A 13,234-nucleotide genomic window follows, 5' to 3' on the forward strand; every position below is an offset into this window, starting at 1 on the left:
GGCCTCAGAGGGCTGTGGGGAGTTCGGTGCGGGAGGTGATGTTGAGCTTCGGGTAGGCCTTGTAGAGGTGGTGGGCGACGGTGCGGGGGCTGAGGAAGAGCTGGGCGGCGATGTCGCGGTTGGTGAGGCCTTGGGCGGCGAGGCGGGCGATCTGGAGTTCCTGGGGGGTGAGGGGGGACTGCGGGGTGCCTGAGGGGGTGGGGGCGGGGGTGCCGGTGGCGGAGAGTTCGGTGCGGGCTCGGGCGGCCCAGGGGTGGGCGGCGAGGCGGTCGAAGGTTTCCAGGGCGGTGCGCAGGTGGGGGCGGGCGTCGGTGCGGCGGCGGGTGCGGCGCAGCCACTCGCCGTAGAGGAGGGCGGTGCGGGCCTGTTCGAACGGGCGGTGGCCGGGTTCGTGGAGGTCGAGGGCGGCGCGGTAGGCGGATTCGGCGAGTTCGTCGGGGCCGAGGAGGGCTTGGCAGCGTAGCCGCAGGGCGTGGGCCCACGGGCGGTCGGCGGTGGTGGCCCAGCGGGCGAAGCGCTCGTACGGTGCGGCGGCGCGTTCGGGGGTGCCGAGGCGGACGGCGGCTTCGACCAGGTCGGGGACGGCCCGGGTGGCGCTGACGTGGTGCCGGTGGGGGCCGGTGGTGAGGGTGTGCAGGCGGTCGGCGGCGTCGCCGGCGCGGCCTTGGCCGAGGTCGAGGAGGGCGAGCGCCCACTGGGCCCAGGGGAGGCCGGCCGCGGGGGCGGCGGTCTGCGGGCCGGTGGTGGCGAGGGCGGTGGCGGCGAGTTCGGTGCAGTGGTCGGTGCGGCCGTCGAGTGCGGCCAGGTAGGCGAGCAGCGCGGTGAGTTGGCTGACCCACTGGTGTTGGCCGGTGTCGCGGGCGAGGCCGAGGGCCTCGGTGGCGGTGAGTTCGGCGTCGCGGTGGCGGCCGTGGAAGAGTTCGGCTTCGGCGAGGAAGAACTGCAGGGTGGGCATCACGCCGATGGAGCCCTTGGCGCGGGCTTCGGCGATGAGTTCGCCGCCGAGTTCGGCGGTCTCCTCGTCGCGGCCGAGGATCAGGGTGGCGCCGCACAGCTGGACGAGGTCGACAGGGCTTTCGGCGCCGGCCCGGCGGGCGGCTTCGGCGGCTTCCCGGACGGGCGGCGGCGGTGTGGCGGGCCGGCCGAGGGCGGGGAGGACGGCGGCGGGCAGGTGGCGGGCGAGCGGGGCGAGGGGGTCGCCGTCGGCCAGGGGGAGGGCGGCGAGCCGGTCGAGGACGGCGATCACCGGTTCCTCGCCCGCGTACCAGGCGGTGTGGAAGGCCTGGAGGAGCATCCGGGCGGCGTACGACGGGTCGATGCGGGTGCCGGCGGCGTCGAGGAGCAGCCGGTAGGCGGTCGGGTACGAGCCGCGCCAGAAGTGCGCGGTGGCCCGGACCTGGTCGAGCAGGGCGTGCGCCAGGACGCTGTCGGTCCGGGCGGCGGCCTCGTCGGCGAGCGCCTCGGCCCGGACCAACTCGCCTTCTTCGGTAGCTGCTTCGGCGGCCAGGACGAGTCGGCGGGTGGCGGCGTCGCGGTCCGGGGTGAGCCGGGCGGCGCGCTCGTACGCGGCGGCTCCGCCGTGGGCGCCGCGGCGTTCGGCGCGGACGGCGGCGCGTTCCAGGGCGTCGGCGAGGTCGGCGTCGGGGGCGGTGGCGGCCAGGGCGAGGTGCCAGGTGCGGCGGTCGCCGTCCGGCAACACGTCGGCAATGGCCCGGTGGATCGTCAACTTCTGGTGGTGTGGCGCACGTTGGAGGATGGCTGAGCGCAGCAGCGGGTGCCGGAAGGCGATCCGGCGGTCGGCGGTGACCGTCACCAGGCCGGATTCCTCGGCGGGGGTGAGGTGTTCGGCGGTGACGCCGAGCGCGGCTGCGGCGGCCAGGACGACGTCGAGTTCGCCGCGTTCCTCGGTGGCGGCGGCCAGGAGCAGCGTCTGGGTGGCCGCGGGCAGGCCGGTGGCCTGGCCGTGGAAGGCGATCAGGAGCCTGCTGGTGAGCGGCAGACCGCCCGGCGCGTGCGCCTGCGGCCCGGCGGCGACGGGGAGTTCGGTGAGGGCGAGCGGGTTGCCGGCGGCTTCGGCGAGCAGCCGGTCGCAGACGCCGGCGGGCAGGTCGGGGCCGGCCCGTCGGGTCAGTAGCCGGGTGGCGTCGGTCTCGGCCAGGGCGGTCACTTCCAGCTCGGGGAGGCCGAGTCGGTGTTCCGTTGAAACACCGCTGCCGGTGAGGCTGCCGGCGCCGGCGCTGGTTCCGGTGCCGCCGGCGGTGCGGGAGGCGAGCAGCAGGGCCACTCCCTCGGCCTGGAACCGCCGGGCGGCCAGCAGCAGCGCGTCCAGCGAGGCCCGGTCCAGCCACTGCGCGTCGTCCAGGACGCACAACAGCGGCTGTTCGGCGGCGAGTTCGGCGAGCAGAGCGAGCGTGGCGAGCCCGACCAGCAGCCGGTCGGTCGGCCTGTCAGACGACCGACCGGGGGAATCCCCGTCGTCGGCGAGCCCGAACGCCGCCTCCAGGGCCCGCCGCTGCGGCCCGGGCAGGGCGTCCAGCCGGTCGAGGCCGGGTGCGAGCAGCAGGCTCAGCCCGGCGTACGGCAGCTCGGCCTCGTACTCGACGCCCGCCGCCCGGATCACCCGGAACGCCGCCCCCGCCCGCGCGACGGCGTCGTCCAACAGTGCGGTCTTGCCGATGCCGGCCTCGCCGCGGAGCAGCAGGACGCCGCTGCGGCCGGCCCGTGCCGCGTCCAACAGTCCGTCCACGGCGGCCTGTTCGCTTTCCCTCCCGTACAACATGCCCCCGACCCTACCCATCCGGCCTGCGCCGCCCCAGCGCAGAAGCCCGACGGGCGGGGCCATCGGTACCCCCCGCACGAACCTACGTACCCCCCTACCTATACGTGACGGATTCGCCGTCGCCCGCCCATCCCTACCTTTGTGAGCACCGGGAACGACCCGGCCAACCGCCCACCGGAACACGGGAGATGACGATGACCGAGATCACCACCGCCGCCCTCCAGCAGCTCGCCGAGCGCTACCTCGCGGTGTGGAACGAGACCGACCCGGCGGCCCGCCGCAAGCTGGTCGACGAGGTGTGGGCCGAGGACGGCCGCTACACCGACCCGCTGGCCGCGGTCGCCGGCCGGGACGCGATCGACGCGCTGATCGGCGCGGCCCAGGCCCAGTTCCCGGGGCTGGAGTTCACCCTCGGCCCGGTGGACGCGCACCACGACATCGCCCGCTTCACCTGGAACCTCGGCCCGGCCGGCGCGGAGCCGGTGGTGATCGGCTTCGACGTGCTGGCGGCCACCCCGGACGGCCGGATCGGCGCGGTGTACGGATTCCTCGACCGCGTGCCGGGCGCCTGAGGCCACCGGGCCGCAGCCGTCACCTTCCCGCAGGAGGGGCGGGCCGCTTCCCCTGGCCCGCCCCTTCCTTCGCCGCGCCGAACCGCCGAACCGCCGGATCCCTGGACCGCCGAACCACCGGACCCCCGTACGGCCGACCCACCGAACCGCCAACCCCCCGTGAGGAGACCCCGAGATGAGCACCGCCCTGCACACCCGGCGGCCCGCCCCGGCGCCGCCTGCCACAACGATGGCGGCACCGGCCCCCAAGGGCCTGCTGCCGGTCGTCCTGACGGCCACCTTCATGACCGCCCTCGACATCTTCGTCGTCAACGTCGCCCTCCCCTCCCTCCAGGCCGACCTCGGCGCCGGCCCGGCCGCCGTCCAGTGGGTGATGGCGGGCTTCAGCCTGGCCCTCGCGGCCGGCCTGGTCACCGCCAGCCGTCTCGGCGACCGCTTCGGCCGCCGCCGGGTGTTCGGCCTCGGTCTGGCCCTGTTCGTCCTCGCCTCGGCAGGCTGCGGCCTCGCCCCCACGGCCGCCACACTGGTCGGCGCCCGGGTGGTGCAGGGCCTGGCGGCGGCACTGATGGGCCCGCAGGTGCTGGCGATCCTGCGGACCGCGTTCAGCGGCGCGGCGCAGGCTCGGGCCTTCGCCCGGTACGGGCTGACCATGGGTGTCGGCGCGGTGTTCGGCCAGCTGATCGGCGGATTGCTGATCCGGGCGGACCTCTTCGGTCTCGGCTGGCGCAGCTGCTTCCTGATCAACCTGCCGATCGGCCTGGTCGCCCTGGTGATGGTCCGGCGCTGCCTGCCGGAGTCCCGCGCCCCGCAGCGGCCCGGCCTGGACCCGGTCGGTGTGCTGCTGGTCACCACGGCGCTGACCGCCCTGGTGCTGCCGCTGATCCAGGGCCCCCAGCTGGGCTGGCCGCTGTGGACGGTGCTCTGCCTGGTCGCCTCGCTCGCCCTGCTCGCCGCCTTCGCCGTGCACCAGCACCGCACCACCCCGAGCGACACCACCTCGCGCGACACCGCCGCGACCGCCACTGCCACCGCCACGGCGAGTGACACCACTGCCACCGCCACCCCGCTGGTCGACACCCGTCTCTTCCGCAGCCGCACCTTCAGCGCCGGTGTGCTCGCCCAACTCGCCTTCTGGCTCGGCCAGGGCTCCTTCTTTCTGGTGCTCGCCCTGCACCTGCAGTTCGGCCGCGGCCTGGACGCGCTCGGAGCCGGGCTGGTCTTCACCGCGATCGGCCTCGGCTACCTGATCACCTCCACGACCACCCACCGGTTCACCGCCCGTCTCGGCGGCCCCCGCACGATCTCCGTCGGCGGGCTGCTGATGGCCGCCGGGCTGGGCCTGCTCGCCCTCGCCGTGTACGACTTCGCGGACGGCAGCGTCTGGTGGCTGGCACCCGGCCTGTTCGTGGACGGGCTCGGCATGGGCCTGGTGATCGCCCCGGTCACCGCCGTCGTCCTGGAGGGCGTCGAGCCGCGGCTGGCCGGCTCCGCCGCCGGGGTGGTGGCCACCGTGCAGCAGGTCGGCGGGGCGGTCGGGATCGCGCTGATCGGCCTCGTCTACTACGGCGCCGGGGACGCGACCGCCGCCTTCGGCCACAGCGTCCTGGCGCTGGCGGTGCTGGAGCTGGTGCTCGTGGGCCTGGTCCGCCTGCTGCCGCGCGAGAGCTGACCGGCCCGCGCAAGGCCCGGCCCGCCGACGCAAAGGCCGCCCCGCCGCACCAGCGCCGAGCGGGCACCGCGGCCGGGCCGAGCGGGCGCCGCACCAGCGCCGAGCGGGCACGAACCGGCGCGACCCCCCTTCGTGAACACCCCCGAACCACCGGGCGGGTGGCCTCAGGCCCACCCGCCCGTTCCATTCCCTCCCCCCGATCGGGTTGGATGGTCGGATGAGCGAGGAGAAGAGCGCCGTACCGGCGTGGGAGCAGCGGTTCAGGGCGGCCCGGGTGTCGCTGCCCGACTGGGCCGAGGACGCCCCGGACCGGGCGCTGTACGTGTCCAATGCGACCGGCACCTACGAGGTCTACGCCTGGGACCGCGCCACCGGTGCCCACCGCCAGGTCACCGACCGCCCGAACGGCACCACCGACGCCGAGCTGTCCCCGGACGGCGCCTGGGTCTGGTGGTTCGACGACCAGGACGGCGACGAGTTCGGCGTCTGGCGCCGCCAGCCGTTCGCGGGCGGCCCGGACGAGGAGGCCGTACCCGGCCTCGCCCCCTCCTACTCGGCCGGCCTGGCCCTCGGCCGCGACGGCACCGTGGTCGTCGGCCGCTCCACCGACGAGGACGGCACCACCCTGCACCTGCGCCGCCCCGGCGACGCCGAGCCGGTCGAGATCTACCGGCACGCGGAGTACGGCGGCGTCGGCGACCTCAGCCACGACGGCACCCTGCTCGCCATCGACCACACCGAGCACGGCGACGCGATGCACTCCGCGATCCGGGTCGTCCGCCTCACCGGCACCGGCACCCCCGCCGTCGAGACCGCCATCGAGACCGTCGCCGAACTGGACGAGGTCACCGGCCGGGACGAGCCGCGCGGCGTCGCCTGCCTCGGCTTCGCCCCGGTCGGGGGCGACACCCGCCTGCTGGTCGCCCACCAGCGCACCGGCCGCTGGGAGCCGATGATCTGGGACGTCGCCACCGGCGCCGAGACCGCGCTGCCGCTGCGCGACGAGCAGGGCCGCGAACTGCCCGGCGACGTCTCCGCGCAGTGGCGCCCCGGCGCCGAGGAGCTGCTGGTGGAGCACGAGTACGAGGCGCGCAGCGAGCTGTTCTCGTACGCGCTCGCCGACGGCCGGCTCACCCGTCTCGACACCCCGCGCGGCACCGTCGGCGGTGCCACGGCCCGTCCGGACGGCACCGTCGAGTACCTGTGGTCCTCCGCCGCCGAGCCCTCCGCCGTCCGTTCCACCGCCGGGACGGTCGTGCTGCGGGCGCCCGGTACGGTGCCGCCTGGCTCGGTCCCGGTCGAGGACGTCTGGGTGGACGGGCCCGGCGGGCGGGTGCACGCCCTCGTGCAGCGGCCGGCCGGGACGACCCCCGAGGACGGCCCCCTGCCGACCGTGTTCGAGATCCACGGCGGCCCGACCCACCACGACAGCGACTCCTTCGCCGCCGGCCCGGCCGCCTGGCTGGACCACGGTTTCGCGGTGGTCCGGGTCAACTACCGCGGCTCGACCGGCTACGGCCAGGCCTGGACCGACGCCCTGCACGAGCGGGTCGGCCTGATCGAGCTGGAGGACATCGCGGCGGTCCGGGAGTGGGCGGTCGACAGCGGCCTCGCCGACCCGCGCAGGCTGGTGCTCACCGGCGGCAGCTGGGGCGGCTACCTGACCCTGCTCGGCCTCGGTGTCCAGCCCGACGCCTGGGCCCTCGGCGTCGCCGCCGTGCCGGTCGCGGACTACCACGCCGCGTACGCCGACGAGATGGAGGCGCTCAAGTCGCTGGACCGCACGCTCTTCGGCGGCACCCCGGAGGAGGTGCCGGACCGCTTCACCGCCTCCTCACCGCTGACCTACGTCGAACAGGTGCGGGTCCCGGTGTACATCAGCGCCGGGGTCAACGACCCGCGCTGCCCGATCCGGCAGATCGAGAACTACGTCGAGCGGCTGGAGCAGCTCGGCAGGACGCACGAGGTGTACCGGTACGACGCCGGGCACGGGTCGCTGGTCGTGGAGGAGCGGATCAAGCAGCTGCGGCTGGAGATCGACTTCGTCCGGCGGCACCTGGGCGCGGCCGAGCGCGACGGCGACGGGGAGTCGGTGTGAGACGGGCGCTGATACTCGCGGGGGCGGTGGCGGCCGGGGCCCTGGTGCTCACCGGCTGCTCCGGATCGCACAGCGACAACGCCTCCTGCCCGCCCCCGGCCGTGCCGGCCGTGCCCACCACCGCACCCGCCGCACCCGCTGTCCCGGCCGTCCCCGTCACGCCGCTCGCCACGGCGACCCGGGCGAGCGCGGTCGGGGCGGGGGCCCCGGTCGTGCCGGCGGCCTACGCCGCGTACGAGCCGGCCGACGGGGACGGCACGGTCCAGCTCGCCAAGGGCTCGAAGGGGTCGAGCGGCTCCAAGGGCTCGTCGGGCTCGTCGGGCTCGAAGGGGTCGAGCGGCTCCAAGGGCTCGAAGACCGGGCGCACCGTGCACCACCACATCGACCACTACGACTCGAACGACACCACCGGCAGCGTCCACAACCACTGCTTCGGCAACCCGACGCCGGTGCCCGTCGGCTCGACCACACCGGCCCAGCCGCTGATCCCGGCACCGACCCCGACGCTGGCCCCGACGCTGCCGCCGGTCAAGCCGCCGGCGGTACCGCCGGCACCGACCAAGCGCTGAGGCCGACCAAGCGCTGAGGCCAGCCAAGCGCCGACCAAGCGCTGAGGCCGAGGACCGGCCAGGCGGTCGGTCCCTCGGTCAGTCCAGGACCGGGTCCAGTCCCAGGGCCCGGTCCTGCTCCGCCTCTGCCTCGCGGCGCACCAGGCGGAACCACATGAAGACGACGAAGCCCGCGAAGACGAACCACTCCAGCGTGTAGCCGAGGTTCTGGAACGCGCGCAGGGTGAGCCCGTCCCCGCCCTCCGGCTGCACGGTCGGCACGGAGGTCAGGCCGGCGGGCGCCTCGTCGGCGGCCACCCAGCCGTCGTACCAGCCGTCGTACTCGAGCACGTTCAGCAGCGCGGCCCGGTTGATCATGCCGAGCTGCCCGGCCGGCAGACCGCCGGCCACCGCACCGTTGCTGCCGACGGCCTCGTTGGCCTGCAGCCGCCCGGTCACCGTCACCGACCCGCCCGGCGGCAGCGCGGCGGCCGATCCCGCGGTCCCCGCGGCCGGCGCCCCGGGCGCCCACCCGCGCACCACGGCCACGGCGTGCCCGTCGGCGGTGCGCAGCGGGGTGAGTACGTAGTAGCCCTGTTTGCCGTCCACCACCCGGTTGGGGACGAGGAGCTGGTGCTCGGTGTCGTAGCTGCCGGTCACCGTGACGGGCTTGCCGACGGTCTCCGTGGTCACCTGCGGGGTCGCCTGGTTGAGCAGCGCGTCGATCGGCCTGGCGTCACTCGAAGCGGTGATCGCCTGCTTGGTCTCGTTGTGCGTGGACACCCGGTCCTCGAACCGGCCGAGCTGCCAGGAGCCCAGCCACACGCACACCGCCACGGCCGCCACGGCCAAAGCGGTGCCGCCCAGCCATCGCGGAGTCAGGAGGAACCGGTACACACCCCCCACGGTAACCACTCCTCACACCCACCCCGCCCCCAGGGCCCGGTCCTGGCCCTCCTCACCCCGCCGGTCTCATCACCCCGCCGACGGCCTCACCCTCATCGACGTCCTCACCCGACCGAGGGCGAACCCGTCGGCTGCGGCGCCGAACCGCCCACCGACTGCACTCCGCCCCGGTACAGCGTCCCGCTGCAGGCCAGGGGCAGGGTCGCGGTGGCGGCGGTGGGGCTGCCCGGGGCCGGGGTGTGGGCGATGGTGGCGGTAGGGGCCGGGGTGGTGGGGTCGGTGGTCGGGGTGGCGGTGGGGCTGGGGGCCGTGGTGGGGCCCGCCGAGGGGGATGTGGTGGCCCGGGGGTTGGCGCTGGGGGCGCTGGTGGCGCCGACGGCCGGGACGCCCGAGGCTGCCGCAGGGGCCTGGGAGGTCAGGGATGCCTGGTTGGCGCCGGTCGGGGCGCTGGTGGCGACGCCGGGGCCGGTGGTGCAGGTCTGGTCGGGGATCCAGGCGAACGGCACCCGGTATCCGGTCTGCGGGGCGAGTACCGGCGGTTCCGTGTCCATGGCGGTCAGGCCGCCGGCCGGGTCGCCCGGGGAGTGGTCGGCGGTGCGGATGCGGTTGCGGTCGCCGCCGCTGACGCCGGTGACGGCGACCGCGCCGGGCCCGCCGAGGCGGCAGCTGTGCCCGGAGACGTTGTAGACGGTGAACGAGCCGTAGATCCGTCCCGTCGCGTCGGCCGAGCCGACCTGTGCGGCGCCGTCGCCGAGGTCGGTGCGGGTGCAGAGCGGGATGATGTCGCTGTCGCCGGTCCCAACGGTTCCGGTGGGTGAGACGGTGCCGTCGATGTGCGTGGCCCCGGCGCCGGGGGTGTGGGAGGTGGCGGGCGTGCCGGCGGCCGGCGGGGTGGCTCCGGTGCCGCTCGGGCCTGGGGGCGGGGCGCCGCCGGTGCCGCTGGTGCCGATGGCGGTGCCGCTGGGGGCGGTGGCGGCGGGGCTGTTGGCGTCGGCGGTGCCGGGGCCGCCGGAGAGCCCGAGGTGTTCTCCTTCGTGCAGGACCGGGAGGGCGATCGCGACGGCGAAGGCGAGGGCGGCGGCTCCGGTCCAGGCTCCGCGCCGGGCGGCTCGCCGGCGGGGTACGGCTCGCCGGATCCGGGGTAGTCCGCCGGCGGAGGGCTGGATCCCGGCGACGGCGTGGTGCAGGAGTTCCCGTACGGCTCGTTCGTCGGACGACAGCCCGGACACCCCGGAGAGCTCCGAAACACCCGCAACACCCGAGACACCCGAGGACCCCGGGGGCACCGGCGACCCCGAGGGTTCGGCGGCCACCCCGTCCACCCCGTCGACGCCGTCCACCGCCCGCCGCCCGGTGCCGTCCGCCCCAGCCCCAGCCGCAGCCCCCGCCTCAGCCATGACCGGCCTCCATCTGCGTGCGCAGGGCGGCGATTCCGCGCGATCCGTAGGCCTTCACCGAGCCGAGCGAGATGCCCAGGGTGTCGGCGACCTGCGCCTCCGTCATGTCCACGAAGTAACGCAGCACCAGAACCTCCCGCTGACGGCGTTGCAGACCACGCAGCGCGGCCTTCAACTGGTCGCGCTCCAGGGCATCGTAGGCACCTTCTTCTGCACTGGCCATGTCAGGCATGGGCTTCTGCAGCAGTCTCAGGCCGAGGATCCGGCGCCGCAGCGTGGAGCGGGACAGGTTGACGACCGTCTGTCGCAGGTAGGCCAGGGTCTTCTCGGGCTCGCGGACCCGGCGCCGGGCGGCGTGCACCCGGATGAACGCCTCCTGGACGACGTCCTCGCAGGTCGAGAGGTCGTCGAGGAGCAGCGCGGCGAGCCGCAGCAGCGAGCGGTAGTGCGCCTGGTAGGTCTCGGTGAGCAGGTCCTCGCTGGTACCCGCGTCGGTACCGGCGCCGGAGTCCGCCGCACCCCGTGCGGCCGCCGTCATCAGGTCGTCTTCCGGCCTACTCGCAGGCCACGGGGCGCGCGAGGGGAACGACACCGCGGCTCTCGCCGGAATGCCCGCCCTTGCCCCCACCATCACGTTCGCCACGCCCGTTGGACACTCGATCCCCTGTCATGGTTGCCCAGCCGGGGGCCCATTCTTCCGCATGGGCGGAAGCGGCCTCCAGGGGATTCCCTCGGGATTCCGGACAGATTGTGTCGAGGAGCGGACACAGGTATGGACACAGGTGTGGACACAATCGGGCACATCGGAACGAATGTCAGGCCTCACGGACCCGGTCCACCGCCGGCTCAGCCTTGGTCCACCGTCAGCTCGCCGGCCACCAGTTCGGCGATCTGGAGCAGGTTGAGCGCCGCTCCCTTGCGCAGGTTGTCCCCGCACAGGAACAGGTCCAGTGCCTCCGGCTCGTCCAGGGCCCGGCGTACTCGCCCGACCCAGACCGGGTCGGTTCCGACCACGTCGTTCGGCGTCGGGAACTCGCCGGCCGCCGGGTCGTCGTAGAGGACCACGCCGGGTGCGTCGCGCAGGATGTCCTGCGCGTGTTCCTGGGTGACTTCCCGTTCGAACCGGGCGTGTACGGCCAGCGCGTGGGTGCGGACGACCGGGATGTGGACGCAGGTCGCGGAGACCTTCAGGGCGGGCAGGCCGAGGATCTTGCGGGACTCGTCCCGGATGCCCAGCTCCTCGGCGGCCCAGCCGCCCTCGCGCAGTCCGCCGGTCCAGGGCACGGCGTTGTACGCGAGGGGGGCGGCGAACGGCCCGTGGTCGGCGATGACCGCGCGCAGGTCGCCGGTCTGCCGGCCGACCTCGGTGCCCGCCACGAGCACGGTCTGCTCGCGCAGGGCCGCCTCGCCGTCGCGGCCCTCGCCGCCGGCGGCCTGGTAGGAGGCGACGACGAGTTGGGTCAGCCCGTATTCGGCGTGCAGCGCACCGACCGCCGCGATCATCGCGAGGGTGGTGCTGGCCGGGCTGGCGACGATGCCGCGCGGGCGGATCCGCAGCGCGGCCGCGTTGATCTCGGGGACGACCAGCGGCACGTCCCCGGTGGTGCGGAAGGCGGCGGAGTCGTCGACCACCACGACGCCCTTGGCGGCCGCGATCGGCGCCCACTGGGCGGAGACCTCGTCGGGGACGGCGAACACGGCGATGTCGATCCCGGCGAAGGCCTCCTCGGTCAGCGGGACGACTTCGACGGCCTCGCCGCGCACGACCGGCTTGCGGCCGGCCGAGCGCGGGGAGGCGACGAGTCGGACCTCGCCCCACACGTCCTGACGGAGTGAGAGCAGGCCGAGCAGCACCTCGCCGACCGCGCCGGTGGCGCCGACGACGGCGAGGTTCGGCCGCCGGGTCATCGCCCGGTGCCTCCGCTGCGCTCCCGGGTCATCGTCCGGTGCCGCCGTAGACGACGGCCTCGTCCGTCTCGCTGTCCAGGCCGAAGGCGCTGTGCACGGCGCGGACGGCCTCCGGCACGTCCTCGGCACGGGTGACGACCGAGATGCGGATCTCCGAGGTGGAGATCAGCTCGATGTTGACGCCCGCGGCGGACAGCGCCTCGAAGAAGGTCGCGGTGACGCCCGGGTTGGAGCGCATTCCTGCGCCGACGAGCGAGATCTTGCCGATCGCGTCGTCATAGCGCAGCGACTCGTAGCCGATGCCTTCCTTGACCCGGCCGAGCGCGTCGATGGCCTTCTGGCCCTCGGTCTTGGGCAGGGTGAAGGAGATGTCGGTCAGGCCGGTCGACGCGGCGGAGACGTTCTGCACCACCATGTCGATGTTGACCTCGGCGTCGGCGATGGCACGGAAGATACGGGCCGCCTCGCCCGGCTTGTCGGGCACGCCGACGACCGTGACCTTGGCCTCGGAGGTGTCGTGGGCGACTCCGGAGATGATGGCCTGCTCCATCTCGCCCCCTTCGGGCTTGTTCGGGTTGTCGTTGCTGACGATCGTCCCGGGGAGACCCGAGAAGGACGAGCGTACGTGAATCGGGATGTTGTAGCGCCGGGCGTACTCCACACAGCGGTCGAGCAGCACCTTGGAGCCGGAGGACGCCAGCTCGAGCATGTCCTCGTAGGCGATCCAGTCGATCTTGCGGGCCTTCTTCACCACGCGCGGGTCGGCGGTGAACACGCCGTCCACGTCGGTGTAGATCTCGCAGACCTCGGCCTTGAGGGCGGCGGCGAGGGCGACGGCGGTGGTGTCCGAGCCGCCCCGGCCCAGCGTGGTGATGTCCTTGCCGGTCTGGGACACACCCTGGAAGCCGGCCACGATCGCGATGTTGCCCTCGTCCAGGGCGGTGCGGATGCGACCCGGCGTCACGTCGATGATGCGCGCCCGGTTGTGGACGGAGTCGGTGATGACACCGGCCTGGCTGCCCGTGAAGGACTGGGCCTCGTGACCCAGGGATTTGATCGCCATGGCCAGCAGCGCCATGGAGATGCGCTCTCCAGCGGTCAGCAGCATGTCGAACTCACGGCCGGCAGGCAGCGGTGACACCTGCTCGGCGAGTTCGATGAGCTCGTCCGTCGTGTCGCCCATCGCGGACACCACGACGACGACCTCATGGCCGGCCTTCTTGGCGTCAACGATTCGGCGGGCTACGCGCTTGATGCCCTCGGCATCCGCAACGGATGAGCCGCCGTACTTCTGCACGACAAGGCCCACGTGCGCTCCTCGACTTGTGTCGTTTTCCGGGGGCACCAGGCCCCCGTA

At 74.3% G+C, this 13,234-nt stretch carries 10 protein-coding genes; 4 read left to right on the forward strand and 6 right to left on the reverse strand.

What is annotated here, in order from left to right:
* Positions 1 to 4 precede the first annotated feature (4 nt).
* Positions 5 to 2,779: an ATP-binding protein gene (locus tag ACZ52R_RS01325; protein WP_465752443.1), complete on the reverse strand. Its 2,775-nt coding sequence runs from the start codon at positions 2,777 to 2,779 to the stop codon at positions 5 to 7.
* Positions 2,780 to 2,973: 194 nt separating this feature from the next.
* Between ACZ52R_RS01325 and ACZ52R_RS01330 the strand changes: the two genes are divergently transcribed.
* From ACZ52R_RS01330 to ACZ52R_RS01345, 4 genes are all read left to right on the forward strand, one after another.
* The gene (locus ACZ52R_RS01330; RefSeq protein ID WP_360253661.1) at positions 2,974 to 3,351 is read left to right on the forward strand and encodes a nuclear transport factor 2 family protein; all 378 of its coding nucleotides are present in this window, start codon (positions 2,974 to 2,976) and stop codon (positions 3,349 to 3,351) included.
* 175 nt (positions 3,352 to 3,526) lie between these two features.
* Positions 3,527 to 5,020 carry an MFS transporter gene (locus ACZ52R_RS01335; protein WP_465752445.1) on the forward strand — a complete coding sequence of 498 codons (1,494 nt, stop codon included), beginning with the start codon at positions 3,527 to 3,529 and terminating at the stop codon, positions 5,018 to 5,020.
* 217 nt (positions 5,021 to 5,237) lie between these two features.
* A complete protein-coding gene (locus tag ACZ52R_RS01340) occupies positions 5,238 to 7,118 on the forward strand; it encodes a S9 family peptidase (RefSeq protein WP_465661452.1) in 1,881 nt (626 codons plus the stop codon).
* Positions 7,115 to 7,687, forward strand: coding sequence for a hypothetical protein (locus tag ACZ52R_RS01345; RefSeq protein WP_465622753.1), 573 nt, complete (start codon positions 7,115 to 7,117; stop codon positions 7,685 to 7,687). Before ACZ52R_RS01340 ends, ACZ52R_RS01345 begins: the two co-directional genes overlap by 4 nt.
* A gap of 78 nt (positions 7,688 to 7,765) precedes the next feature.
* Here ACZ52R_RS01345 and ACZ52R_RS01350 read toward each other — a convergent pair whose 3' ends face one another.
* From ACZ52R_RS01350 to ACZ52R_RS01370, 5 genes are all read right to left on the reverse strand, one after another.
* Positions 7,766 to 8,563: an SURF1 family protein gene (locus ACZ52R_RS01350; RefSeq protein ID WP_465752448.1), complete on the reverse strand. Its 798-nt coding sequence runs from the start codon at positions 8,561 to 8,563 to the stop codon at positions 7,766 to 7,768.
* 113 nt (positions 8,564 to 8,676) lie between these two features.
* Entirely contained in the window at positions 8,677 to 9,969 is a 1,293-nt protein-coding gene (locus ACZ52R_RS01355; protein WP_465752450.1) for a hypothetical protein, read from the reverse strand.
* Positions 9,962 to 10,507 (reverse strand): SigE family RNA polymerase sigma factor, encoded by a 546-nt coding sequence (locus ACZ52R_RS01360; RefSeq protein WP_360496325.1) that lies wholly within the window; start codon positions 10,505 to 10,507, stop codon positions 9,962 to 9,964. The genes ACZ52R_RS01355 and ACZ52R_RS01360 overlap by 8 nt, the downstream gene beginning before the upstream one ends.
* 308 nt (positions 10,508 to 10,815) lie before the next feature.
* Positions 10,816 to 11,877, reverse strand: coding sequence for an aspartate-semialdehyde dehydrogenase (locus ACZ52R_RS01365; protein ID WP_465752452.1), 1,062 nt, complete (start codon positions 11,875 to 11,877; stop codon positions 10,816 to 10,818).
* A 28-nt stretch (positions 11,878 to 11,905) separates the two neighbouring features.
* Positions 11,906 to 13,186 (reverse strand): aspartate kinase, encoded by a 1,281-nt coding sequence (locus ACZ52R_RS01370; RefSeq protein WP_360496331.1) that lies wholly within the window; start codon positions 13,184 to 13,186, stop codon positions 11,906 to 11,908.
* Positions 13,187 to 13,234: the final 48 nt, after the last annotated feature.

The organism is Kitasatospora sp. NPDC034023 (assembly GCF_055575795.1).